A 23,044-nucleotide genomic window follows, 5' to 3' on the forward strand; every position below is an offset into this window, starting at 1 on the left:
ATGACGGCAGCCCGACGATCCGAAGCCTCAGGTTCTGATCGCAGCCAGCACCACCCGCGCCGCGCTGCGGCTCGGGGCCTCGTCGCCCGGCAGCCGCATCAGGCCGTCGATGCGCTGCAGCGCCGCGAGCTGGCGGTCCCGCGCGGCGCCGCCGGTGACCAGGGGGGCGAGCGCCGTGGCGAGGCGGTCCTCGGTGCACTCGGCCTGCACGAATTCCGGCATCGCGTTCTCGCCGAGGATCAGGTTCGGCAGCACGATCGTCGGCACCTGGATCAGGCGCCGGGCCACCGCCTCCTCGACACGCGAGACCTTGTAGGCCACCACCATCGGCACGCCGGCGAGCGCCAGCTCCAGCGTCACGGTGCCGGAGGCGGCGAGCGCGGCCCGCGCCTGGCGGAAGGCGGCGTACTTCTCGGCCTCGCCCGCGACGATGCGCACGGGGGCGCTCCAGGCCTTGGCCATGCGCTCGATCAAGGCGCGATGACGGGTGACCGCCGGCAGCACCGCCTCGATCGGCCCGACGTCCCGCGCCATGCGCGCCAAGGTGCGGCCGAAGACCGGCATCAGCCGCTCGATCTCGGATCGGCGCGAGCCCGGCAGCACCACCACGCGCCACGGCACGGCCTCCCGCGACGCCGCGTCGGCGGCGTCCGGCCGCAGCTCGGAGAACCGCTCGATCAGCGGATGCCCGACATAGGTGCAGGGCGGCCCGTTGAGCCGCAGGTGCGCCTCCGGCTCGAACGGCAGCAGCGCGAGCACGTGGTCGACGAAGCCCCGCATCGAGGCCGCCCGCCACGGCCGCCACGCCCACACGCTCGGCGAGACGTAGTCGACGATCGGGATCTCGGGCGCACGCTTGCGCACCCGCGAGGCGACCGCGTGGGTGAAGCCGGGGCTGTCGATGATCACGAGCACGTCCGGGCGGTTGGCGACCACGTCGTCCACCGTCTGGCGGATGCGGCGCAGGAGCGTGCGCAGCCGCGCCAGCACCGGCAGGTAGCCCATCACCGCCACGTCATCGAGGGGGAAGAGCGAGGTCAGGCCGCGCGCCGTCATCGCCTCGCCGCCGACGCCGCCGAAGGTCACCGGGCGGCCCGCGGCCTCGTGCAGCGACGCCATCAGCTTGGCGCCGAGCTGGTCGCCGGAATCCTCGCCCGCGACGAGCCAGATCTTCATGCGCCGACCCCTATGCCGATCAGGAAGAGGCCGAGCCGGTCGGCCTCGGCGATCGTCTCCGCCCGGTCGATCAGCAGCGTGCGCCCGGCCTCGACCGCGAGCCCGACGCAGCCGGCGGCCGACGCGTTGCGGACCGTCCGCGGGCCGATCGCCGGCAGGTCGATGCGGAGATCCTGGTCGTCCTTGGCGCACTTCACCAGCACGGTCGCGGGCAGCGCCCGCTCGCGGCGCCAGAGCCTGAGGTCCCACGGCTTGCGCCCGACGGTGCGGGCGCGGGCGAGCATGCGGTCGGTGCCCTCGGGGCCCTCGACGGCGAGCACGCGGTCGGCCGCGACCACCACCGCCTGGCCGACATCGAAGGCCGAGAGGGCGGCCAGCAGCGCGCGGCCGGTGGCGATCGAGGCTGCGCCGGCCGCGTCCGGCGCGTGGCGGCCGATCGGGCCGGCGGGGCTGAGCAGGTCCGGGGCGACCTCGTGGACGCCGCACACGGTGTGGCCGTTCTCCTCGAGCAGCGCGAGGGCACCGCGGAGCAGCCGGTCGTCGCCGCCATCGGCGAGATTGCGCAGGGCGACCCGGTTGCGGAACGCGGCAGCAGCGTTGAGGATCGCGGCCGGGCTCGGCCGGGCGACGCCGCCGGCCGGCACGATGGTCGCCGGCCCCCAGCCCGCGAGGATGCGCAGGGTCTCGCCGATGTCGAGGAGGTCGACGGTGGCGTCGGCCCGCGCGCGCAAGGGGCGGTCGGTGAACCCGCGCAGCGCCAGCACCTTGAAGGCGCGGCCGGCACGGTCGAGGGAGTGGGCGACCTGCTCGGGCAGGCGCCCGGCGCCCGCGACCAGCACCAGCCTCGCGTCCGGCCGTGCGGGCCGAGGAGCCGACATCGGCGGCCTCAGGCGCCGCCGCCGGAAGCCGCCGTCTCGCGCGGCGTGCAGATCGAGCGCTTGCCGCCGGCGCGGATGAAATCGAGGATCTCGCGCACCGCCGGGTGGCTCTCGAATTCCGAGGCCACGTCCTCGACCCGCTCCATCAGCGTCCCCTCGGGGGCGAAGAGCAGGCGGTAGGCGCGGCGCAGCGCATGGATGTCCTCGCGCGCGAAGCCCCGACGCTGCAGGCCGACGATGTTGAGGCCGGCGAGGTAGGCGCGGTTGCCGAGCACCATGCCGTAGGGGATGCAGTCGTTCTCCAGCCCCGACAGGCCGCCGACGAAGGCGTGCGCGCCGACGCGGGCGAACTGGATCACCGCCGAGCCGCCGCCGAGAATGGCGTAGTCGCCGACGCTGCAATGGCCGGCCAGCATGACGTTGTTGGAGAAGATCACCCCGCTGCCGACGTGGCAATCATGCCCGACATGGGCGTTGGCGAGGAAGGCGCACTTGTCGCCGACCACCGTCTCCAGGCCGCCGCCCGCGGTGCCGGGGTTCATGGTGACGCCCTCGCGGATCAGGCAGTCGGCGCCGATCCGCAGCGTCGAGGGCTCGCCCTTGTATTTCAGGTCCTGCGGCGGGTGGCCGATCGAGGCGAAGGGATAGATCCGGGTGCGGGCGCCGATGCGGGTGTCGCCCGCGACGACCGCGTGGCTGACGAGCTCGCAATCGACGCCGAGCACCACCTGCGGGCCGACATGGCAGAACGGGCCGATGCGGCAGCCGTCGCCGATCTCGGCGCCGTCCTCGACGATTGCGCTCGGATGGATCGCGGGCGCGCTCACGCCGTCACCAGCATGGCCCCGATCTCGGCCTCCGCCACGAGGGCGCCGTCGACGCGCGCCTCTCCGCGGAACCACCACATCGTCTTGCGGTGGTTGGTCTTCGTCATGTGGAAGCGGACCTGGTCGCCCGGCACCACCGGCTTGCGGAACTTGCACTTGTCGATCGTCATGAAGAACACCTGCTTGGTCTGCACGTTGCTCTGCATGATGTGCCGGCAGCAGATCGCGCCCGCCGTCTGGGCCATGCCCTCGATCAGCAGCACGCCGGGAAACACCGGCATGTTCGGGAAATGCCCGGTGAATTGCGGCTCGTTGACGGTGACGTTCTTGATCCCGATGCAGCTCTCGTCGCCGTCGATCTCGATGATCCGGTCGATCATCAGGAACGGGTAGCGGTGCGGCAGCAGCTCCAGCACCTTCTGGATGTCGGCCGAGCCGAGTTCACGCGCCGTCTCACTCATCGATCTCTTCGATCCTCGCCTCGACGCCGCGCATCCGCGCACGCCCGTCGTCACCGATCCCCGTCCTTTCGACCCAAACGGCGCCCCGACGCAAGCGCGGCGGGCGCACGGGCCGGATCGATCGGTCCTTTCGATCAGCCCTTGTCCGCCGGCTCGTCCCGGCCCGAGCGCTCGGCCAGGCGGGCGAGCGTCGTCAGCTCGCGGAACCAGGCGCGGACCGGCTTGGCCGGCGTGCCGCCCCAGCGGCTGCCGGGCGGCACGTCCCGGTTGACGTTGGAGGAGCCGGCGATCTGCGAGCCGCGGCCGATGCGCAGATGGCCGACGACGCCGACCTGCCCGCCGAGCACGACGTAGTCCTCGAGCGTCGTCGAGCCGGAGATGCCGACGCCCGAGACGATCACGCAGTGGCGGCCGATCACCACGTTGTGGGCGATCTGCACGAGGTTGTCGATCTTGGTGCCCTCGCCGATCACCGTGTCGCGCGAGGCGCCGCGGTCCACCGTGGTGTTGGCGCCGATCTCGACGTCGTCCTGCACGATGACGCGGCCGACCTGCGGCACCTTGAGGTGGGTCGCCCCCATGTGGAAGCCGAACCCGTCCTGGCCGATCCGGGCGCCGGGATGGACGATGACGCGGTTGCCGACGAGCGCATGGCTCAGGGTGGCGCCGGCGCCGATCGCGCAGTCCCGCCCGATCCGCACGTTGGGTCCGATGCCGGCGCCGGGGCCGATCACCGTGCCCGCGCCGATCTCGGCGCCGGGGCCGACGACGGCGCCGGGATCGACCGTGACGCCGTCCTCGAGGCGCGCATCGGGGTGGACGTGGGCGCCGGGCGCGATGCCGCGGGCGCCGAACTGCGAGCCCGGGCGAAGCGCATCCGGGTGCAGCCGGCCGAGCAGCACCGCGTAGACGCGGTAGGGATCGCGCAGGACGAGGCTCGCGGTGCCGGCGGGCACGCGCGCGGAAAAGCGCGGGGCGACGAGGCAGATGCCGGCCCGGGTCGCGGCGAGCGCGTCGCCGTAGCGGGCGTTGTCCATGTAGGCGAGGTCGCGCGGCCCCGCGGTCTCGAGCGGCGCGGCGCCGTCGATCCGGTGCGCCGGATCGAAGCCCTCGGGCACGGGCAGGCCGGCCGCCTCGGCGACGAGGCCGAGGGTGAGACCGGGCTGCGGGATGAAGAAGACGGGATCAGGCATGCACGACAACGCGCCGCCCCGGGAAACCCGAGGCGGCGCGCGACCTTTTTTCTCGGATCAGAACCGCGAGCCGCCGGAGAAGCGGAACGCCTGCGTCTGGTCCGCGCCGATGTGGCCGTACTTGCCGAGCGTCGGGACGAACACCTTCAGACCCTCGTCCTTGCTCAGGGCGTAGGCGTAGTCGAAGCGGATCGGGCCGAGCGGGGAGTTCCACAGGATCGAGGCGCCGACCGACGAGCGGATGACGGCCTTGTCGCGGACGTTCACGCATTCCGGCTCGACGCCGATGTTGAAGGCGTTGAAGTTGCACGCGCCGCCGGGCGCGGTGCCGTTGATGAAGTTGTCGCCGTTCACGTCGAACGTGGTGCGGCCGTGATAGCCGAACAGCGTGCCGGCGTCGGCGAAGACCGCGCCCTTCAGGCCGAGATCGCGCGGCACGTAGGGGAGCGGGAACTGGATCTCGAGGGTGCCGCCGACGTAGGTCGAGCCGCCGATGGCGTTGGAGCGGGCGTCGGTGGTGCCGACGTCGCGCGGGCCGATGCCGTTGGGAGCGAAGCCGCGGACCAGCGACGGCCCGAGGAAGAACTGGTCGGTGATGCGCAGCGGGTTGCTGTCCAGCGCCTCGATGTGACCGCCCTGGAGGCGGACGAAGCCGACGACGTCCTCGTAGAGTTCCTTGTAGTACCGGGCGTCGCCGGTGACGCGGAAGAACTTCGAGTCGCCGCCGAGGCCCGCGACGTCGGGCTTCAGCTCGGCGTAGAGGCCGTTGCGGGGCGCGCCGATGACGTCCAGCGTCGAGTAGGCGAGCGTCAGGCCGGCGAGCGAGGTGAGCGTGTTGCCCTGGGAGCCCTTGATCGCGATCGAGGCCTCGCCGTTGTAGGCACAGGCCGGGTACTGGGCCAGCCCGCTGACGTCGCGGCCGTTGAGCTGCGCGCCGTTCGGGTAGACGCTGGTGATGCCCGGGATCGGGTTCGAGCAGTCGTTGTAGGGCTGCTTGATCGAGTTCGGGACCTTCAGCTCGGTGTTGTAGAGCGAGTAGCGCAGGGTCACGCCGAAGGCTTCGGTCACCGGCAGGCCGATACGGAGCTGGCCGCCGTAGACGGTGGTCTCGTAGCGCGAGTACCGGGTCAGGTCGCTGTACTTGTAGAACGCGTCGAAGCCGGCCGCGAGGCGGTAGCCGAGGAAGTACGGCTCGGTGAACGAGAAGTCGACGCCGCGCGAGTACTGGCCGCCGGTACCGGCGACGCGGACGTACTGGCCGCGACCGAGGAAGTTCGACTCGGAGACCGAGACCTCGCCGATGATGCCGTCCTGGGTGGAGTAGCCGCCCGCCACCGAGAACGAGCCCGTGGGCTGATCCTCGACGTCGATGTTGATCACGACGCGGTCGGGCGAGGAGCCGGGCTCGTTCGAGAAGCGGACCTTCTTGAAGAAGCCGAGGCCGTTCAGGCGGCGCTCGGCGCGGTCGGTCAGCACGCGGTTGTAGGCGTCGCCCTCGGCGATATCGAGCTCGCGGCGGATGACGTAGTCGCGGGTGCGGGTGTTGCCGCGGATGTTGATGCGCTCGACGTAGACGCGCGGGCCGTCCTCGACGACGAAGCCGAGGGAGACCTGGTGGGTCGCGCGGTCGCGCTGGCCGGTCGGGCGGACCTGGGCGAAGGGATAGCCGGCCCGGGCGACGTCGTTGGTCAGGCCCGACAGGGTCTTCTCGACGTCCTCGGCGTTGTAGACGTCGCCGACCGTGGTGCGGATCTCGCCGTCGAGGTTCTTCGTGTCGAGGCCCGGCAGGCGGGAATCCACCGCCACGGCGCCGACCGTGTACTGCTCGCCCTCCTCGACCGTGACCGTGATCACCCAGCCGTTGGCGTCCGGGCCCTCGACGTAGCGGGCGTCGGCGTTGACGATGCGGAAGTCGGCGTAGCCCTTGCGTAGGTAGTAGCGGCGGACGAGGTCGAGATCGTTGGCGATGCGATCGGGATCGTAGACGTCGGAGGTCTTGATGAACGACAGGAAGTTCATCTCGGACGAGGAGACCAGCCCCTTCAGCGTCCGCTCGCTCACGGCGTTGTTGCCGACGAAGGTGATCGACACGATGCCGGTCTTATCGCCCTCGTCGATCTGGTAGATCACGTCGATCGAGCCGTTGGGCAGGTCGACGGTGCGGTAGGTGACCTTGGCGGTCCCGCGGCCGGCGCGGCGGTAGACTTCCTTGATCCGCGCCATGTCGGACTTGATCACGGCCTCGTTGAAGGCGCCGCGGGCCTTGGCCTCGACCTGCCCTTCGAGCGTGGCCTTCTCGATCTTCTTGTTGCCCTCGAACACGACCCGGTTGATCAGGTTGTTCTCGCGGACCGTCACGACGGTGCGGCCGCCGCTGGCGGCGACCTTCACGTCCGCGAACATGCCGCTGGCGAGCAGGTTGCGGCGGGCTTCCTCGGCGGAGCCCGATGCGGTGCCGGTGACGTAGGAACGGATGGTGTCGGCATCGACGCGGCGGTTGCCCTGAACGACGATCTGCTGGGCCTGCGCGACCCCGGTCAGCGCAATGCCCGCCGCGGCGGCTAGGACGATGGTCCGCTTCACCGACTTGCGCCGGTGCTTCCCCGTCATCGACATCATCTATTCGCCCGTCTGTCTTATCATCGGATCGGGTTCGCACCCGCCACGAGCGACCGTTGACCGGCCGTCCCGTAATACCTGGTCCAAGCGTAGCTCTTAGCGGGATTCCCCTGCCAAGCAAACGGCGCGGGGGGTCCTATGACCGGGATTTTGGGGGCCGTGGCCTTCAGGCCACTTAACGCTCCCGCAAAGTTCCCATCCATTTCGTCGCAGGGTAAACGAACGGTAAATCCCTGCCCCGACACGGAAATCCCGGGCCGTGCCGGATCCGGGAAACGTCTTCGTAACCCTTCCACGGCCTCCCGTCAGGGGACTCGCCGGGGGCCGGTCAGGCGCCGCCGGAGGCCGCCGCGCGCGCAATCGCGGCGGGATTGCGGCGACCGCCTCGTGGGCGGCGCGCGGGGACCGAGCGCGGTGCCGCGCTCAGGTCGCGCGCCAGGAGGCGCCGAGGTTCAGGATGTCGTTCCAGGCCGCGAAGATCATCAGCACCAGCACGAGGGCGAGTCCGACGCGGAAGCCGATCTCCTGGGCGCGCTCGCTCAAGGGGCGGCCGCGCACCACCTCGAAGGCGTAGAACAGCAGGTGGCCGCCATCGAGCAGCGGCACCGGGAACAGGTTGAGCAGACCGATCGAGACGGAGAGCAGCGCGATCAGCCCGATCAGCGCACCGATGCCGCCGACCTTGGCGACCTCGCCGGAGACGCGGGCGATGCCGATCGGCCCGGAGAGCTGGTCGGCGGATTCGCGGCCGGTCACCAGCTTGCCGAGGTAGGAGAAGGTGCGCTCGACCACGAACACCGTCTCGTGCACGCCGAGGCCGAGGGAGGCGACCGGGCCGTAGGTGACCAGCTTCGCCTCGGAGGCGGCCGGCGAGCGGATGCCGAGGCGCCCGATGCGGTGGCGGCCGAACTTGGTGCTCTCCTCGTAGACCGACGGCGTCGCGACGATCGGCACGTCGGCCCCGGCCCGCTCGACGACGAAGTTCAGCGGTGTTCCGGCGCTGCCGGTGACGATGCGGTACATCGTGTTGAAATCGGGGATCGGCTCGCCGTCGATGCTCTTCACGAGGTCGCCGGTCTGGAAGCCGGCCTGCGCCGCCGCGCTGCTGGGATCGATCGCCGAGACCCGGGCCGGCAGCTCGAGACGGCCGCCGAGCCAGATCGCGCCGGCGAACAGCAGGATCGCGAGGATGAAGTTCGCCACCGGGCCGGCGACGACGATCGCCGCGCGCTTGGCCACCGGCTGGGTCGGGAAGCTGATCGCCCGCTCCTGCGGGGTCATCCGCGCGATGGTGTCGGCATCCGGAATGCTGGCGCCGTTGGCGTCGCCGTGGAACTTGACGTACCCGCCGAGCGGAATCGCGCAGAGCTTCCAGCGGGTGCCGTGGCGGTCGTTGAAGCCGACGAGCTCCGGCCCGAAGCCGATCGAGAACGCGTGGACGCCGACGCCGCACCAGCGTCCGACGAGGAAGTGCCCCATCTCGTGGACGAAGACCACGACGGTCAGCACGAACAGGAACGGGATCACCGCACCGAAGAAGCCGGTGGCCGTGCCGCCCATCGCGGTCAGGAAATCCATGCGTCGATCCTCGGGCCGCGATCGGGCCTTGCACTCCGCTCTAGCAGATCGGGGCGGTGGTGATCCAACGCAAACCTGCGCCGACGAAACGCCAGCGTGGCACGAGCGCGCGGCGGCGGCGATGCGGGCGCGGCGCGAACCCGCCTTTTCCCCGCTATCCCCCCGCCCCCCCGCCTCGCCTGCCCGTCAGTGCCCGCCTCCCCCGGCGGCCGCCGCCGCGGGCCTGCGGATCAGGGGCGTGGCCAGCGCCATCAGCAGGAACAGGCCGGTGAGAACGAGGAACACGTCCTCGAAGCTCATCACCAGCCCCTGCATCCGCACGGTGTTGGTCATCGCCTTCAGGGCCATCTTCTCGGCGTCGCCGCCGGTCGCCTCGAACTGGCGGCGCATCGCGTCGAGGCGCTCCAGGGCCGCGCCGTTGGCCCAGGTGAAGCGCTCGTGCAGGCGCTCGAGGTGCAGGTCCCAGCGATCGTTGAGCAGGGTGTTGATCAGCGCGAGCCCGACCGCGCCGCCGAGGTTCCGCGTGAGGTTGTAGAGGCCGGAGGCGTTCTTGATCCGGGCCGGCGGCAGGGTGCCGAGCGCGATGTTGTTGATCGGGATCATGCACAGCATCAGCGAGCAGCCGCGCAGGACCTGCGGCCACAGCAGCTCCCAGAAGTCCCAATCCTTGGTCAGCCCGGTGACGATCCAGGTCCCGGCGGCGAAGCCCGAGAACCCGATCGCCATCAGGATGCGCGGGTCGACCTTGCCGGAGAACCGCCCGGCGATCGGCGCGGTGGCGAACATGCACAGGCCCGAGACGAACATCGTCTCGCCGATCTGCAGCGCCGAGTAGCCGCGGATCCGCGCGAGGTAGACCGGGTAGAGGTAGGTCAGCCCGTAGAGGCCGATGCCGAGGACGAAGCTCGCCGCGCAGCCGGCGGCGAAGTTGCGGTCGGCGAAGGCGCGCAGGTCCACGATCGGCTGCTTCGCGGTGAAGACCCGCCAGAAGAAGCCGACCGCCGAGACCGTGCCGATGACGCTGCAGATCGCCACCGCATCGTCCTGCAGCCAATCGTGGTTCGGCCCTTCCTCGAGCACGTATTCGAGGCAGCCGAGGAAGCCCGCCATGCCGGCGAGCCCGTACCAGTCGAAGCTCCTGAATAGGTCGAGGTTCGGCTCGTCGAAGTCGACGAGGAAGAAGGTCGAGACCGTGACGGCGATGCCGGGCACCACGTTGATCAGGAACAGCCAGTGCCAGGAGCCGAGGTCCGTCAGGTAGCCGCCGACCGTCGGGCCGATGGTCGGCGCCAGCGTCGCCACGAGGCCGATCATCGGCGAGACGATCGAGCGCTTGGACGGCGGGAAGATCGTGAAGGCCGAGGCGAACACCGTCGGGATCATGCCGCCGCCGATGAAGCCCTGCAGCGCGCGCCAGACGATCATCTCGTCGATCGAGGAGGCGGTGGCGCACATCACGCTCATCAGCGTGAAGCCGCCGGCCGAGATCACGAACATCCACCGGGTCGAGAGCACCCGCGAGAGGGTGCCCGAGAGCGGGATCGAGATCACCTCGGCGATCAGGTAGCTGGTCTGGACCCAGGGGATCTCGTCGCCCGACGCCGACAGGCCGGCCTGGATCTCGTTGAGCGAGGCCGAGACGATCTGGATGTCCAGGATCGCCATGAACATCCCGAACACCATGCACAGGAACGCCACCATCCGGCGGCGGTCGAGCGGCGGCTCGGCCGTCGCGGAGGGCGATGCCGCGGGGATGGGGGCTCGGCCGGGGCCGGCGGCGGCGGTCGCGGCCATGGCGGTCAGTCCTGCTTATGCGCGGTCCGCAGGAGCGGCGCGTCGGCGCCGTCGCGGGTGTCGATGCGGACCGTCACCGACAGGCCGGGCCGGAGCAGGCCCTCGGCGGCGACGTCGGCCGGCACCTTCACCCGCACCGGCAGGCGCTGGACGATCTTGGTGAAGTTGCCGGTCGCGTTGTCGGGCGGCAGCAGGCTGAACACCGAGCCCGAGGCGGGCGAGAGCGACTCGACCTCGCCCGCGATCTCGCGGTCGGGATAGGCGTCGACCTCGATGCGCACGTGCTGCCCGGGGCGGACGCGCACGAGCTGGGTCTCCTTGAAGTTCGCATCGATGCGGACGCTCTTGAGCGGCACCAGGGCGGCGACGCGCGAGCCCGGCGCGACGTAGGCGCCGGCCTCCACCGCCTTGTTGCCGACGACCCCGTCGAACGGTGCCCGGATCGTCGAGAAGGCGACGTCGCGCTTGGCGCGGTCGACGGCGGTGCGCAGCTCGGCCGCGAGGCTCTCGGCCTCGCGCTGCTGGGCGTGCAGAACCTCGACGTTGGCCTTGGCCGCGATCAGACCGGCCTCGGCCCCCTTGACCGCGGCATCGGTGCGGTCGCGGTCGGCCTTGGCCTGGTCGAGGCGGGATTTCGCGACGTAGTCGGCCTGCATCTGGGTCGCGCGGTTGTAGTCGGCGAGCGCCCGCACCGCGTCGGCCTTGGTGGCGTCGATCTGGGCGGCCATCTGCACGACCTGCGCCTGCGCCGCCTCGGCCTGCCGGCCGATCCGCACGATGGTGCTCTCCTGGGTCGCGAGCTTGTCCTGCGCCGCCTGCTGCGCGAGCCGGTAGTCGCCGTCGTCGAGCCGGGCGATCACGTCGCCCTTCTTGACCGACTGCCCGTTCACCACCGGGACGGCTTCGAGGTAGCCGGAGATCTTGGCGGCGAGCACCGAGATGTCCGCCTGCACGTAGGCGTCGTCGGTCGAGACGAAGAACCGCCCGACGGTCCAGTACTGCCAGCCCTGGTAGCCGCCCCCGGCCAACGCCGCGCAGAGCAGGCCCGCCAGGACGAGCTTCTTACGCGAGCGCTTCCCGACCACCGGGGCCTCGGCGGGAGCCGGGACGTGGGGCGAGGCCGCGGCCGCCTTCGGCGTGGCGCGCGGCGCCTCGGCGCGCTCGTCCCGCAAGGCGTCGGTCGCCTCGGCCGCATCGATCCGGTCGCCATCCTCGCGCAACGACATGCCCGAAATCCCAGCTTGAAACTTGCTGACCGAACGGTTCGGTCATCGACGAGGACGATTGACGTCCGCCGTTCCGACGCAGTAGATATCATTGACCGAACGGTTCGGTCAATCAGGATCGCCAAGATGCCCGCGACCTCCGCGACGCTGGAACGAGACGCCGTCACGCCCGAGAGCGACAAGCGCCGCCAGATCCTCGACGGCGCGCGCCAGGTCTTCATGGGCGCGGGCTTCGACGGCGCGAGCATGGGCGAGATCGCTCGCACGGCCGGCGTCTCGAAGGGCACGCTCTACGTCTACTTCGACAGCAAGGAGGCGCTGTTCGAGGCGCTGACCCTGGAGGAGAAGCGGGGCTTGGCCGAGGCCCTGTTCCTGCTGGATGCCGACGACCCCGACGTCGCCGCGGTGCTGACGCGGCTCGGCACCACCTACCTCATCGAGATGGTGCGGCCCGAGCACGTGGCGGTGATCCGCATGGTGATCGGCGCCTGCGAGAAGTTCCCGCGCTTCGGGCAGGCCTTCTTCGAGGCTGGCCCGGCGATGGGCGTGACGCGGCTCACCGCCTACCTCGACGCGCAGGTGGCGGCCGGGCGCCTGAACGCGGCGGACACGAACCTCGCCGCCAAGCACTTCCTGCATCTCTGCCAGGCCGGCCTGCTGACGCGCCTGCTGTTCCACGCCGGCGATCCGGTGACGCGGGAGGAGATCGACTATCGCATCCGCGAGGCCGTGCGGGTGTTCTTCGCGGGCTACGGCCCGGGGCGCTGAGGCACGCCCTTCGCTCCCGACGACGCGCGGATGCGGCCAGGCCTCGACTCCGAGCACCCTTTCCTCCCCCGCTCAAGGGGGGAGGGAAACGCCGGTGCGGATCGGAAAATCCGTCGCGCTCAGCCGGCCGCGCGCATCCGCGGCAAAGCGGCCGTGCTCCAGGCCCGCACCTCGGCGTCGATCGCCAGCGCCTCCTCGACGCCGTCGGGGGCGGTGCGGTGGATCCCCGCGAAATGCGCGATCGCGCGCTCGACGAGGTCGGCGATGCCGTAGAACGGCATCGTGCCGGCGATGAAGGCCGCCACCGCGATCTCGTTGGCCGCGTTCATCACCGTCGGCGCCGCGCCGCCCTCGGCGAGCGCCGCGCGGGCGATCCGCAGGCACGGGAAGCGCGCCTCGTCGGCGGCCTCGAAGGTGAGGCTGCCCAAAGCCACGAGGTCGAGGGACCGGCCGCGGGCGATGGTCAGGCGGTCGCCGAGGCCGAGGCAGTGCGAGATCGGCACGCGCATGTCGGGCAGCGCCAGCTCGGCGGTGACGGCGCCGTCGAGCCAGTAGATCATCCCGTGGATCACCGATTGCGGATGCACCACCACGTCGAGGCGGCCCGGCTCGATGCCGAACAGGTGGTGCGCCTCGATCAGCTCCAGCCCCTTGTTCATCAGGGAGGCGGAATCGATGTTGATCTTCATCCCCATCGACCAGGTCGGGTGGGCGGCGGCCTCCGCCGGCGAGGCGGCGGCGATGCGCTCGCGCGTCCAGGTCCGGAACGGGCCGCCGGAGGCGGTGATCATCATGGTGCGCACGTCTTCCAGCGGCCGGCCGGCCATCGCCTGGCTGAGCGCGTCGTGCTCGGAATCCATCGGCAGGATGGTCGCGCCGTAGCGCTTGGCGTCGCGCATGAAGGCGTCGCCGGCGCAGACCAGGCTCTCCTTGTTGGCGAGCGCGACCTGCCGCCCGAGGCGGAGCGCCTCATGGGTCGGCTTCAGGCCGGCGGCCCCGCTGATCGCCGCGACGACGATGTCGGCCTCCTGCGCCACCGCGTCGAGCACCGCCGCCTCGCCCGCCCCGGACGGGATGCCGGAGCCCGACAGCGCCTCGGCGAGCGCCGCGCCGCCGGCCGGATCGGCGAGCGCGGCGAAGCGCGCGCCGGTCTCGCGCGCGACCTTGGCCAGGGCCGCCGCATCGCGGCCGCCGACCACCGCGCCGACCCGGAAGCGATCCGGGTGCTGGGCGAGGAGGTCGGTGGTCGAGCGGCCGATCGAGCCCGTGGCGCCCAGGATGGTGACGGTGTGGGTCACGGCGAAAAACTCCGTCAAGCCGCGAGGCGGCGCAGGATCAGGTACAGGCCGGCGAGCAACGCGACCGCGAAGAACCCGTCGAGCCGGTCCATCACCCCGCCATGGCCGGGAATGGACTTGCCGGAATCCTTGACGCCGTAGCGGCGCTTCAGGGCCGATTCGACGAGGTCGCCGCCCTGGCTCAGGAGCGAGGCGACGGCGCTGGCGAGCCCGACCCAGACGAGGGCGGTCTCGGCGAGCGGGCTCCAGCCCTGCGCCCGGGCGAGCGCGACGACAGCGAGACCGGCGGCCACCGCGCCAGCGAGGCCGCCGAGCGCGCCGGACCACGTCTTCTTCGGCGACACCCGCGGCATCAGCTTCGGCCCGCCGAGCGTCCGGCCGGTGAAGTAGGCCACCACGTCGGTCGACCACACCACTGCGAACATCCAGGCCGGCCCGAGGATGCCGATCGCCGGCGCGTCGCGGAGCGCCACCGGCACCAGGGCGACGACCGCGCCGCCGAACAGGGCGCCGAGCGCCCGCAGGCGTCCGGCCGCCCCCTCCGCCACGATCAGGCAGAGCGCAGCGCCGAGCGCCAGGAGCACCGGCACCGCGTAGGTCGGCGCGTCGCCCTCGAAGCATGCCGCCGCCAGGATCAGCGTGCCGGCGACGATGGCCAGCAGCGCGCGCCGCGGCGTCGTCCGGCTCATGCCGATCCATTCGGCGGCGCCGACGATCCCGGCGGCGAGCCAGATCACGGCGAAGGCCCAGCCGCCGACCACCAGGGCCGCCACGACGATCGCCGCCAGCACGAGCCCGGAGACCACGCGCAGGCCGAACTCGCGGTTCGCGAACGGGTTCTTCCGCGCGCCGACCGCCCTGTCGTCGGCGGCCATCACTGCGCCCTCGAACCGTCGGTCCGCGCGGATGCAAGGCGCGCAGAGTGCTTCCCGTCCACGCGTCCCCTCTCCGTCACGTCGCCGGCCCCGGGGCAGCCGGCCCGGCCTAGCGTTTCCTCACAGGTCGGCGCAGGCACCGTCACGCCCCCTCCCCTCGGGAGCGGGGCCGAGGCCGCCTCACACCTGCATGATTTCCTTTTCCTTGGACGCCAGCACCCCGTCGACCTCGGCGATGTGCTGGTCGGTGACCTTCTGCACTTCCGTGGCCTGGCGCTTCTCGTCGTCCTCGGAGATGGCGCTGTCCTTGAGCAGCTTCTTGAGGTGGTCGAGCCCGTCGCGGCGCACGTGGCGGACCGCGACGCGGGCCTCCTCGGTGTACTTGTGCGCGACCTTGACCATCTCCTTGCGGCGCTGCTCGTTCATCTCGGGGATGCGCAGGCGGATGGTCTGGCCTTCCGTCTGCGGATTGAGCCCGAGATCGGATTCGCGGATCGCCTTCTCGACCGCCGTGACCATGCCGCGGTCCCACACCGAGATCGACAGCAGGCGCGGCTCGGGCACGCTCACGGTGGCGACCTGCGCCATCGGCATCGAGGCGCCGTAGGCGTCGACCTGGATCGGGTCGAGGATGCTCGGCGTCGCGCGGCCGGTACGCAGCGAGCCGAGATCCTTGGAGAGCGCCGTGACCGCGCCCTGCATGCGGCGCTTGATGTCGGCGAGGTCGAAGTCCGGTGTAGCCATTGTCTCAGAGTTCCCGAAACGTCTTCACTGTTCGTCGGTCGAGCCGGCCCGCCGGGCCGGAGCGCGTCGGCGCCTCAATGAACGAAATCCCGTGAGGCCGCAAACCGCAACGCCCCTCGGGGACGCCCGCCGTCCTCAGGGCACGACCAGGGTCGAGGCCGCATGCCCGGTGAGGATCGCAGTGATCGAGGAGGGCGGGTGCACCGAGCCGACCACGATCGACAGCCGGCTCTCGCGGGCGAGCGCGAAGGCGGCGGTGTCCATGATCTTGAGGTCGCGGGCGATCGCCTCGTCGTGGGTGATGCGGTCGTAGCGGGTCGCCTCAGGATGGGTCTTCGGGTCGGCCGAGTAGACGCCGTCGACCTGCGTCGCCTTCAGGACCGCGTCGCAGCGGAGCTCGGCCGCGCGCAGCACAGCGGCGGTGTCGGTGGTGAAGAACGGGTTGCCGGTGCCGCCGGCGAGCACGACCACCTGGCCCTTGTCGAGGTGGTGCAGGGCCGGCTGGCGCGCGTAGGTCTCGCAGATCGTCGGCATCGAGACCGCCGACATCGTGCGCGCGGGGACGCCGGCCGCGTTGAGCGCGGTCTCGAGCGCGAGCGAGTTCATCACCGTGGCCATCATGCCGAGCGAGTCGCCGGTGGCCCTGTCGATGAACCCGGCCTGCGAGATCCGCGCGCCGCGGATCATGTTGCCGCCGCCGACCACCAGCGCGACCTCGATCCCGGCCTCGATGGCGCGGGCGATGTCCTCGGCGAGGCCCGCCAGCGTCGGCGGATGGAGCCAGTACCCGTCGGGGGCGGCCAGCGCCTCGCCCGAGAGTTTCACCAGCACCCGGCGAAACGGCGTCGTCTCCGGCATCGTCCACCTCATAGGGTCCGGCGACACGGCCGAACCTGATCCAGAACCGAGGGGCTTCTACGTCAGGCCGCCCGGGACCGTCGAGGCCTCGGAGACCGCTCTCCGCGGAGCGGCTGCGAAAAATCGGTTGCCGGCCTCGGATGTCGCCTTGTTGGAGGTACGGGATTTCCGTATCATTGGTACGATGAGCGAGCCGTTCGATCCCGGCAAGGATGCGATCAACCGCGAACGGCACGGCCTGTCGCTCGCGTTCGGCGACAGGATCATGGCGGACGAGGCCCACCCGATCATTCCCTCCGTCCGGCCGCAGGACGGCGAGGAACGTTTCAAGCCCATTGGTCTGGTCGAGGGCAAACTCCACGCGGCCGTGTTCACTTGGCGAAACGGGCGGCCACGGTTCATCTCTGTGAAGCGAAGCAATGCCGGTGAAGGACGAGCCTACGATTCTGGCCTCTGAGACCAGCGACCCGGGGGATTTCGATGTCCCCGCGACGGCTTTGGATCGGGCGCAGAAGGCCCGGCTGATCCGGATGGCACGCACGACGCTGGGCCTTTCGCAAGCCGCGTTCGCCCTCAGGTTCCGTGTCCCGCTCGGAACCCTGCGCGATTGGGAACAGGCTCGGACCACGCCTCCCGATTTCGCAGTCGCCTACGTTCGCGTCATCGCCCGGCATCCGGACATGGTCGCCGCAGCCATGGCTTGAGCGAGACGCCGGCGGCTTCGTCGGGTGCCGGAACGCGAGGAGCCCCGGCCTTGCGGCCGAGGCTCCTCGGAAGAACCTATCATGTCGCTCAGCGCGACATGACTCAGCGCGACATGGTGGCGACTTCGGAGGCGAAGTCGGGGCCCTCTTCCTTCTCGATGCCGTCGCCGAGCGCGTAGCGCACGAAGCCGGTGAGCGCGACCGGGGCGCCGGCCTTGCCGGCGGCCTCCTTGATCACCTGGGTGATCGTCTTCGAGCCGTCGTGCACGAAGGGCTGCTCCAGGAGGGTGACCTCCTTGTAGTAGCTCTTCAGGCCGCTCTCGACGATCTTCGCCATCACGTGGTCGGGCTTGCCGGCGTTCTTCTCGCGCAGGATGTTCGACTCGCGCTCCAACGTGGCGGCGTCGACGCCGGAGGCGTCGAGCGCCACGGGGTTGGTGGCGGCGACGTGCATCGCGATCTGGCGGCCGAGCGTCGACAGGTATTCGACGTCGCCCTCCGACTCGAGCGCGACCAGCACGCCGATCTTGCCGAGGCCTTCGGAGATCTGGCCGTGGACGTAGCTCGCGATCACGCCCTTGGTCACGTCAAGCTTGGCGACGCGGCGCAGGTTCATGTTCTCGCCGATGGTGGCGATGAGGTTCTGCAGCTTCTCCGAGACGGTCTCGCTGCCGCCGGGGAAGTGCGCGGCCTGGAGGCTGTCCAGGGTGCCGTCGGAATCGAGCGCCATCTTGGCGGCTTCGCGGGCGAAGGCCTGGAAGGCGTCGTTGCGGGCGACGAAGTCGGTCTCGGAATTCACCTCGACGATGGCGGCGTGGTGTCCCGAGGACTCCACGGCGACGAGGCCCTCGGCGGCGACGCGGCCGGCCTTCTTGGCGGCCTTGGCGAGGCCCTTGGTGCGGAGCCAGTCAACGGCGGCCTCGAGGTCGCCCTGCGTCTCGTTGAGCGCGCCCTTGCAGTCCATCATGCCCGCGCCGGTCTTCTCGCGGAGTTCCTTCACCATCGCGGCGGTGATGTTGGCCATGGCCGGTCCTTTCGTCATCTCAGATGAGAGGAGCCCGACGTCCAGGGGTGAACGCCGGGCCCGAATGTGGTGGTGCGGATCACGGCGCCCCGGATGGGGCCGCCGCGATCCCGGCGGGCGATCAGGCGGCGGCCTGGGCCTCGACGAAGCCGCGGGCCTGGGCGACCCAGCCGTCGCGGCCGAAGCGGTCGTTGAGCTTCAGGTCGGCGTCGACCTTGGCGACGTCTTCCGGGCTCATCGCGGCGATCTGCCAGTAGTGGTAGATGCCGGCGTCGTTGAGCTTCTGCACGATCTGCGGGCCGGCGCCGTGGAGCTTGGACAGGTCGTCCGGCGCGCCGCGGGGGGCGGCGAGCAGCTCGAAATGCTCGGTCGACTCGGCGAGCATCGCGACGTCGGCCGGATCGAGGGCCCCCGACTCCACCGAGACGGCGGCGGCCTCGTCCGACGGAAGCTCCTCGGCCATCGGCTCCTCGGAGGCGCCGAGGTCGACGCCCGACGAGCCCTGGCCGCGCGAGATGCCGTCGATGGCGGCGCGGGCGATCAGGTCGCAGTAGAGCGCGATGGCGCGGCCGGCGTCGTCGTTGGCCGGGACGACGTAGGTGATGCCGTCCGGGTTGCAGTTGGTGTCGACGATCGCGGCCACCGGGATCCCGAGGCGCTGGGCCTCCTTGATCGCGAGCTGCTCCTTGTTGGTGTCGATCACGAACAGCAGGTCGGGCACGCCGCCCATGTCCTTGATGCCGCCGAGCGCCTTCTCGAGCTTGTCCTTCTCACGGGACAGCATCAGGCGCTCCTTCTTGGTGAGGCCCGGGCCGCCGGTGTCGAGGGTCTCGTCGACCTTGCGCAGGCGCGAGATCGAGCCGGAGATGGTCTTCCAGTTGGTCAGCATGCCGCCGAGCCAGCGGGAGTTGACGTAGTACTGGGCCGAACGCTTGGCGGCCTCGGCGATCGTGTCGGCCGCCTGGCGCTTGGTGCCGACGAACAGCACGCGGCCGCCCTTGGCGACCGTGTCGCTCACCGCCTGCAGCGCGGTGTGCAGCGCCGGCACCGTCTGGGCGAGGTCGATGATGTGGATGTTGTTGCGGGTGCCGAAGATGTAGGGTTGCATCTTCGGGTTCCAGCGGTGCGACTGGTGCCCGAAATGGGCGCCGGCCTCGAGGAGCTGGCGCATGGTGAAATCGACGGCCATGAGTCTTTCGCTTTCTTTCCGGTTATGCCGCCGCGGAGGTAGCGACCGGCCGACGGATCGGCCGATCACCGGAAACGCCCCATTCAGGCATGGGGCCGGCTCCGCGTGTGGAATGGGCGGGGCCTTAGCAGAGGTTGGCCGCCAGGGCAACGGTATCGCCGGGGCGCCGGAAACCCCAGGCAGCGGACTCGAGGCCGGGATCAGGCGGCGGAAAAGACGTTCGCCACGTCCGCCGCGTCCATCACCCGATACGCCCCTGCCGGCAGGTCCGCCGGCAGGGCGAGGCCGCCGATCCGGTCGCGATGCAGCGCGGTGACGTGGTTGCCCATCGCCGCGAACATGCGGCGGACCTGATGATAGCGGCCCTCGTGCAGGGTCACGGTGGCATGCGTCGCGTCCTCGGCGGAGAAGCCCACCGGCAGGAGCGGCTTGTCGTCGTCCTCCAGCATCAGGGTCCCGGCGGCGAGGATCGCGCCCTCGTCGCCCTTCAGCGGGCGGTCGAGCGTCACGCGGTAGCGCTTGGCCACGTTGGCCTTGGGCGCGATGATCCGATGCAGCAGCGCACCGTCGTCGGTGAGCAGCAGCAGGCCCGAGGTCTCCTTGTCGAGGCGGCCGACGGTGGAGAGCGCCGGGTCGCGGCGGCGCCAGCGCTCGGGCAGGAGCCCGTAGACCAGCGGGCCGGCCTCCTTGTGCGAGCAGGTGACGCCGAGCGGCTTGTGCAGCATCAGCGCGAGGCCGGGGGGCGGGTCGATGCCCGCGCCGTCGACGGCCAGACGCGCGGGCAGGTCCGGCGTCACGGCGATGCGGGCGCCCGCGTCGGCGAGGGCCGCGCCGTCCAGAACGATGCGTCCGGCCCGCGCCAGGCCGGCGATCTCGCGGCGCGAGCCGTAGCCGAGGTTGGCCAGCAGCTTGTCGAGCCGGGCGGTCGGGGCCTTGGCGCTCATTTGCGCGCCTCGAACACCTTGTAGCCGTGGGCGGACGCCTTCACCGTCACGGCCTTGAAGGCCTCGGCGAGCACGCGCTCGTAGGGCAGGTGCGCGTTGGCCGTCAGCCACAGGCTGCCGCCGGGGCGCAAGGCCTCCGCGGCACGGCGGATGAAGACCTGCCCGAGCTTCTGGTCCTCGGCGCCGCCGTCGTGGAACGGCGGGTTGGTCACCACGAAGTCGAGGCGCGTCAGGCCGGGATCCGCCGCGCGGATGTCGGCCCAGCGGATGGTGCTGCGCGGGTCACCGACGTTGCGGCGCGCCATCTCGACGGCGCGGCGGTCGATGTCGATCAGCGTCAGCGCGGTGACGGCGGGCGAGGCCAGCACCGCGCGCGCCAGGATGCCGAGGCCGCAGCCGAAATCGGCGCCGCCGCCCTTCAGCGCCGGCAGGGTCGCGAGCAGAAGCGCGCTGCCGGGATCGAGCCGGTCCCACGAGAAGATGCCGGGCTGCGTGCACAAGGAAAGGTTGTCGATGTGGCGCGGCGCCCCCTCCTCCAGAGCGGCGGCCAGCGGCAGGTCGCCCTCGGGCCGGACGACGCGGCAGATCCGGTGATGGCGACGGGCCTCCTCGGCGCTGGTGCAGCCAAGATCCGTCAGCTCGCGCGCCAGCCGTGCGCCGCCCCGATCCTTCGGGGCCATCGCCAGGAGCTCGCCGCCGGGCCGCAGCGCCCGCAGCGCCTGCGCCAGCACGAAGCGGCGTTCCACGGTGCCGGGCGGCGCCAGCATCCGAACCTGCGCGAGGCTCGCATCCGCGCAATCCTCCAGCCGGGCGGACCCGGGAACGAGGGGCGAGAGCTGGACGGCATCCGGCGGAACCTCGGCGAGCTCGGCCGGCGGCAGGCCGTAGACGGCGTCGGAGATGGCGGTTTCGGGCATGGGTGACGGGAATTTCGGGACCGGGCCGCCGAAGCGGCCTTGGAGGATGGGGAAACGCCGCGCCTTGGGCGACCCCGCGCGAGCGGTTCGGGGGGCGGCCGGATCGGCACGGGGAGCCCGGCGCATCAACACGCGGTTTCGCGCGATTCGAGAAGCCGGAAACCGAAACGGATCAGCCGCGCGGGAATTCCAGGCCCATCTCGCGGTAGCGGGCCGGGTCGTCGGCCCAGTTCTCGCGCACTTTCACGTGCAGGAACAGGTGGACCGTGGTCTCGGCGACCTCGGCGATCTCGCGGCGGGCCGCCGTGCCGATCGCCTTGATGGTCTGGCCGTCCTTGCCGAGCACGATCGAGCGCTGGCTCTCGCGCTCGACGAAGATGGTCTGCTCGATCCGCACCGAGCCGTCCTTGCGCACCTGCCACTGGTCGGTCTCGACGGTGGAGCGGTAGGGCAGCTCCTCGTGCAGCCGATCGTAGAGCTTTTCGCGCGTGATCTCGGAGGCGAGCATGCGGATGGGGGCGTCCGAGACCTGGTCCTCCGGGTAGAGCCAGGGGCCGGAGGGCATCAGCTTGGCGAGCGCCTGCTTGAGCGTGGCGATGCCGTCGCCGTTCAGCGCCGAGATCATGAAGGTGTCGGCGAACGGGATGCGCTTGTTCAAGTCCTCGGCGAGCGCGAGCAGCTTCTCGCGCAGGATCAGGTCGATCTTGTTGAGGATCAGGATCTTGTGGCGGCGCACGTCCGGCAGGCGCGCCAGGATCGTCTCCAGCTCCTCGTCGATCCCCTTGCGCGCGTCGACCAGCAGGCAGACCGCGTCGGCGTCGGCCGCCCCGCTCCAGGCGGAGTGGACCATCGCCCGGTCGAGCCGGCGCTTGGGCTGGAAGATGCCGGGGGTGTCGACCAGCACCACCTGGGCCGAGCCCTCGATCAGGATGCCGCGCACCAGCGCCCGCGTGGTCTGGACCTTGCGCGAGACGATGGAGACCTTGGTGCCGACGAGGCTGTTCAGGAGCGTCGACTTGCCGGCGTTCGGCACGCCGATCAGCGCGACGAAGCCGGCCTTGGCATCGGCCGGGGTGCCAGGCAGCAGGCTCGGGGGCGCGCGCTCCGGCACCGCCTCGAATTCGTCCCGCGGGCCGTCCTCGGGTTCGTCGTGGGGCATCGCGCTCATGTCCGGTCCTCGCTCGGCCGCTCGCCGGCCCCCTGGCCGGCATCCCGCCCTGCCCCGTCTCCGCCCGGGCCGGCGCCGTCGCCGATGCCCTCGCGCGCCAGCACGGCGCGGGCGGCGTCCTGCTCGGCGAGGCGCTTCGACGGCCCCTCGCCGACCCCCGGCTCGAGCCCTTCGACGCGGGCGGCGATGCGGAAATGCGGCGCGTGGTCGGGGCCGGAGCGCTCGACGACGTCGTAGGCCGGAATCGCGAGGCCGCGGCCCATCGCCCATTCCTGCAGCGCCGACTTCGCGTCGCGGCCGCGCGGCGCGCCGGTTGGCTCGGCCGGGCGGAAGGCGGATTCGATCAGCGCCCGGGCGGCCTCGTAGCCGGCATCCATGTAGACCGCGCCGAGGATCGCCTCGCAGACGTCGGCCAGGATGGTCTGGTTGCGGCGGCCGCCGCCCAGCACCTCGCCCTGCCCGAGGACGAGGTGCGGGCCGACGTCCCAGGCGGTGGCGACGGCGGCGCAGGTCTCGCGCCGGACCAGCCCCGCCAGCCGGCGCGAGAGGTCGCCCTCGTCGGCCTGCGGAAAGGCGGCGTAGAGCCGGTCGGCGATGGCGAGGCCGAGGACGCGGTCGCCGAGGAATTCGAGGCGCTGGTAGCTGCCGGCACGGCCCGCCGCCTTGCTCACATGCGTCACCGCGCGGGCGAGCAGCGACGGATCGGCGAAGCTGTGGCCGATGCGCGCCTCCAGCACCGACAGGTCGGGCCTCGGGCGGGTGATGCGCCGTGCGCGGGCGGAGGGGCGCGCCTCGTCGGGCAA

22 protein-coding genes are annotated in these 23,044 nt (G+C 71.2%); 3 read left to right on the top strand and 19 right to left on the bottom strand.

Annotation, left to right across the window (positions count from 1 at the left end):
• Nucleotides 1-27: 27 nt before the first annotated feature.
• From lpxB to MKK55_RS14890, 9 genes are all read right to left on the bottom strand, one after another.
• On the bottom strand, nucleotides 28-1,176 hold the full coding sequence (lpxB, locus tag MKK55_RS14850; RefSeq protein ID WP_147728522.1) for a lipid-A-disaccharide synthase: 1,149 nt from the start codon (nucleotides 1,174-1,176) through the stop codon (nucleotides 28-30).
• Nucleotides 1,173-2,054 (bottom strand): LpxI family protein, encoded by an 882-nt coding sequence (locus MKK55_RS14855; RefSeq protein ID WP_243935772.1) that lies wholly within the window; start codon nucleotides 2,052-2,054, stop codon nucleotides 1,173-1,175. Before MKK55_RS14855 ends, lpxB begins: the two co-directional genes overlap by 4 nt.
• 8 nt (nucleotides 2,055-2,062) lie before the next feature.
• Nucleotides 2,063-2,881 carry an acyl-ACP--UDP-N-acetylglucosamine O-acyltransferase gene (gene lpxA, locus MKK55_RS14860; protein WP_243935773.1) on the bottom strand — a complete coding sequence of 273 codons (819 nt, stop codon included), beginning with the start codon at nucleotides 2,879-2,881 and terminating at the stop codon, nucleotides 2,063-2,065.
• Entirely contained in the window at nucleotides 2,878-3,342 is a 465-nt protein-coding gene (gene fabZ / locus MKK55_RS14865; protein ID WP_147728017.1) for a 3-hydroxyacyl-ACP dehydratase FabZ, read from the bottom strand. The genes lpxA and fabZ overlap by 4 nt, the downstream gene beginning before the upstream one ends.
• Before the next feature lie 134 nt (nucleotides 3,343-3,476).
• On the bottom strand, nucleotides 3,477-4,535 hold the full coding sequence (lpxD, locus tag MKK55_RS14870) for a UDP-3-O-(3-hydroxymyristoyl)glucosamine N-acyltransferase (protein ID WP_147728016.1): 1,059 nt from the start codon (nucleotides 4,533-4,535) through the stop codon (nucleotides 3,477-3,479).
• 57 nt (nucleotides 4,536-4,592) lie between these two features.
• A complete protein-coding gene (bamA, locus tag MKK55_RS14875; protein ID WP_147728015.1) occupies nucleotides 4,593-7,154 on the bottom strand; it encodes an outer membrane protein assembly factor BamA in 2,562 nt (853 codons plus the stop codon).
• Between the two features lie 423 nt (nucleotides 7,155-7,577).
• Nucleotides 7,578-8,732 carry a M50 family metallopeptidase gene (locus MKK55_RS14880; protein WP_147728014.1) on the bottom strand — a complete coding sequence of 385 codons (1,155 nt, stop codon included), beginning with the start codon at nucleotides 8,730-8,732 and terminating at the stop codon, nucleotides 7,578-7,580.
• A gap of 186 nt (nucleotides 8,733-8,918) precedes the next feature.
• On the bottom strand, nucleotides 8,919-10,526 hold the full coding sequence (locus MKK55_RS14885; protein WP_243935775.1) for a DHA2 family efflux MFS transporter permease subunit: 1,608 nt from the start codon (nucleotides 10,524-10,526) through the stop codon (nucleotides 8,919-8,921).
• Between the two features lie 5 nt (nucleotides 10,527-10,531).
• Complete coding sequence (locus tag MKK55_RS14890; RefSeq protein ID WP_243935777.1) at nucleotides 10,532-11,752, bottom strand: HlyD family secretion protein; 1,221 nt, start codon at nucleotides 11,750-11,752, stop codon at nucleotides 10,532-10,534.
• Nucleotides 11,753-11,878: 126 nt separating this feature from the next.
• Here MKK55_RS14890 and MKK55_RS14895 point away from each other — a divergent pair, with 126 nt between their 5' ends.
• Nucleotides 11,879-12,520: a TetR/AcrR family transcriptional regulator gene (locus MKK55_RS14895; RefSeq protein ID WP_243932315.1), complete on the top strand. Its 642-nt coding sequence runs from the start codon at nucleotides 11,879-11,881 to the stop codon at nucleotides 12,518-12,520.
• A 119-nt stretch (nucleotides 12,521-12,639) separates the two neighbouring features.
• Here MKK55_RS14895 and dxr read toward each other — a convergent pair whose 3' ends face one another.
• The 4 genes from dxr to pyrH all read right to left on the bottom strand — a co-directional run bounded on the left by dxr (nucleotide 12,640) and on the right by pyrH (nucleotide 16,295).
• On the bottom strand, nucleotides 12,640-13,818 hold the full coding sequence (gene dxr / locus MKK55_RS14900; RefSeq protein ID WP_243935779.1) for a 1-deoxy-D-xylulose-5-phosphate reductoisomerase: 1,179 nt from the start codon (nucleotides 13,816-13,818) through the stop codon (nucleotides 12,640-12,642).
• Between the two features lie 14 nt (nucleotides 13,819-13,832).
• The gene (locus MKK55_RS14905) at nucleotides 13,833-14,693 is read right to left on the bottom strand and encodes a phosphatidate cytidylyltransferase (protein WP_243935787.1); all 861 of its coding nucleotides are present in this window, start codon (nucleotides 14,691-14,693) and stop codon (nucleotides 13,833-13,835) included.
• 180 nt (nucleotides 14,694-14,873) lie between these two features.
• On the bottom strand, nucleotides 14,874-15,437 hold the full coding sequence (gene frr, locus MKK55_RS14910) for a ribosome recycling factor (RefSeq protein WP_147727743.1): 564 nt from the start codon (nucleotides 15,435-15,437) through the stop codon (nucleotides 14,874-14,876).
• 135 nt (nucleotides 15,438-15,572) lie between these two features.
• Nucleotides 15,573-16,295: a UMP kinase gene (pyrH, locus tag MKK55_RS14915; RefSeq protein WP_147727744.1), complete on the bottom strand. Its 723-nt coding sequence runs from the start codon at nucleotides 16,293-16,295 to the stop codon at nucleotides 15,573-15,575.
• A gap of 184 nt (nucleotides 16,296-16,479) precedes the next feature.
• Between pyrH and MKK55_RS14920 the strand changes: the two genes are divergently transcribed.
• Both MKK55_RS14920 and MKK55_RS14925 read left to right on the top strand, forming a co-directional pair.
• The gene (locus MKK55_RS14920) at nucleotides 16,480-16,752 is read left to right on the top strand and encodes a BrnT family toxin (protein WP_243935789.1); all 273 of its coding nucleotides are present in this window, start codon (nucleotides 16,480-16,482) and stop codon (nucleotides 16,750-16,752) included.
• The gene (locus MKK55_RS14925) at nucleotides 16,715-16,999 is read left to right on the top strand and encodes a helix-turn-helix domain-containing protein (RefSeq protein ID WP_243935798.1); all 285 of its coding nucleotides are present in this window, start codon (nucleotides 16,715-16,717) and stop codon (nucleotides 16,997-16,999) included. Before MKK55_RS14920 ends, MKK55_RS14925 begins: the two co-directional genes overlap by 38 nt.
• Nucleotides 17,000-17,102: 103 nt before the next feature.
• On the opposite strand, the gene tsf is transcribed toward MKK55_RS14925, so the two are convergent.
• The 6 genes from tsf to rnc form a co-directional block, all read right to left on the bottom strand.
• Entirely contained in the window at nucleotides 17,103-18,023 is a 921-nt protein-coding gene (gene tsf, locus MKK55_RS14930; RefSeq protein WP_243935800.1) for a translation elongation factor Ts, read from the bottom strand.
• Between the two features lie 121 nt (nucleotides 18,024-18,144).
• Nucleotides 18,145-19,212, bottom strand: coding sequence for a 30S ribosomal protein S2 (locus tag MKK55_RS14935; protein WP_147727746.1), 1,068 nt, complete (start codon nucleotides 19,210-19,212; stop codon nucleotides 18,145-18,147).
• 200 nt (nucleotides 19,213-19,412) lie between these two features.
• Nucleotides 19,413-20,156, bottom strand: coding sequence for a pseudouridine synthase (locus MKK55_RS14940; RefSeq protein WP_243935802.1), 744 nt, complete (start codon nucleotides 20,154-20,156; stop codon nucleotides 19,413-19,415).
• On the bottom strand, nucleotides 20,153-21,073 hold the full coding sequence (locus MKK55_RS14945) for a class I SAM-dependent methyltransferase (RefSeq protein WP_147727748.1): 921 nt from the start codon (nucleotides 21,071-21,073) through the stop codon (nucleotides 20,153-20,155). Before MKK55_RS14945 ends, MKK55_RS14940 begins: the two co-directional genes overlap by 4 nt.
• Nucleotides 21,074-21,245: 172 nt before the next feature.
• Entirely contained in the window at nucleotides 21,246-22,241 is a 996-nt protein-coding gene (gene era, locus MKK55_RS14950) for a GTPase Era (protein WP_147841983.1), read from the bottom strand.
• Nucleotides 22,238-23,044: a ribonuclease III gene (gene rnc / locus MKK55_RS14955; RefSeq protein ID WP_243935812.1), complete on the bottom strand. Its 807-nt coding sequence runs from the start codon at nucleotides 23,042-23,044 to the stop codon at nucleotides 22,238-22,240. Before rnc ends, era begins: the two co-directional genes overlap by 4 nt.

It is taken from the genome of Methylobacterium sp. J-059, assembly GCF_022829485.1.
In the GTDB taxonomy this organism is placed as follows: domain Bacteria; phylum Pseudomonadota; class Alphaproteobacteria; order Rhizobiales; family Beijerinckiaceae; genus Methylobacterium.

What these genes read in the sequence shown, in the direction of transcription:
- MKK55_RS14890 (WP_243935777.1), bottom strand. Translation starts at nt 11,752, where the DNA reads ATGTCGTTGCGCGAGGATGGCGACCGGATCGATGCGGCCGAGGCGACC.
- MKK55_RS14940 (WP_243935802.1), bottom strand. Translation starts at nt 20,156, where the DNA reads ATGAGCGCCAAGGCCCCGACCGCCCGGCTCGACAAGCTGCTGGCCAAC.
- MKK55_RS14880 (WP_147728014.1), bottom strand. Translation starts at nt 8,732, where the DNA reads ATGGATTTCCTGACCGCGATGGGCGGCACGGCCACCGGCTTCTTCGGT.
- bamA (WP_147728015.1), bottom strand. Translation starts at nt 7,154, where the DNA reads ATGATGTCGATGACGGGGAAGCACCGGCGCAAGTCGGTGAAGCGGACC.
- lpxB (WP_147728522.1), bottom strand. Translation starts at nt 1,176, where the DNA reads ATGAAGATCTGGCTCGTCGCGGGCGAGGATTCCGGCGACCAGCTCGGC.
- MKK55_RS14905 (WP_243935787.1), bottom strand. Translation starts at nt 14,693, where the DNA reads ATGGCCGCCGACGACAGGGCGGTCGGCGCGCGGAAGAACCCGTTCGCG.
- MKK55_RS14885 (WP_243935775.1), bottom strand. Translation starts at nt 10,526, where the DNA reads ATGGCCGCGACCGCCGCCGCCGGCCCCGGCCGAGCCCCCATCCCCGCG.
- MKK55_RS14920 (WP_243935789.1), top strand. Translation starts at nt 16,480, where the DNA reads ATGAGCGAGCCGTTCGATCCCGGCAAGGATGCGATCAACCGCGAACGG.
- MKK55_RS14925 (WP_243935798.1), top strand. Translation starts at nt 16,715, where the DNA reads ATGCCGGTGAAGGACGAGCCTACGATTCTGGCCTCTGAGACCAGCGAC.
- MKK55_RS14935 (WP_147727746.1), bottom strand. Translation starts at nt 19,212, where the DNA reads ATGGCCGTCGATTTCACCATGCGCCAGCTCCTCGAGGCCGGCGCCCAT.
- MKK55_RS14945 (WP_147727748.1), bottom strand. Translation starts at nt 21,073, where the DNA reads ATGCCCGAAACCGCCATCTCCGACGCCGTCTACGGCCTGCCGCCGGCC.
- MKK55_RS14855 (WP_243935772.1), bottom strand. Translation starts at nt 2,054, where the DNA reads ATGTCGGCTCCTCGGCCCGCACGGCCGGACGCGAGGCTGGTGCTGGTC.
- tsf (WP_243935800.1), bottom strand. Translation starts at nt 18,023, where the DNA reads ATGGCCAACATCACCGCCGCGATGGTGAAGGAACTCCGCGAGAAGACC.
- fabZ (WP_147728017.1), bottom strand. Translation starts at nt 3,342, where the DNA reads ATGAGTGAGACGGCGCGTGAACTCGGCTCGGCCGACATCCAGAAGGTG.
- MKK55_RS14895 (WP_243932315.1), top strand. Translation starts at nt 11,879, where the DNA reads ATGCCCGCGACCTCCGCGACGCTGGAACGAGACGCCGTCACGCCCGAG.
- frr (WP_147727743.1), bottom strand. Translation starts at nt 15,437, where the DNA reads ATGGCTACACCGGACTTCGACCTCGCCGACATCAAGCGCCGCATGCAG.
- pyrH (WP_147727744.1), bottom strand. Translation starts at nt 16,295, where the DNA reads ATGCCGGAGACGACGCCGTTTCGCCGGGTGCTGGTGAAACTCTCGGGC.
- lpxD (WP_147728016.1), bottom strand. Translation starts at nt 4,535, where the DNA reads ATGCCTGATCCCGTCTTCTTCATCCCGCAGCCCGGTCTCACCCTCGGC.
- era (WP_147841983.1), bottom strand. Translation starts at nt 22,241, where the DNA reads ATGAGCGCGATGCCCCACGACGAACCCGAGGACGGCCCGCGGGACGAA.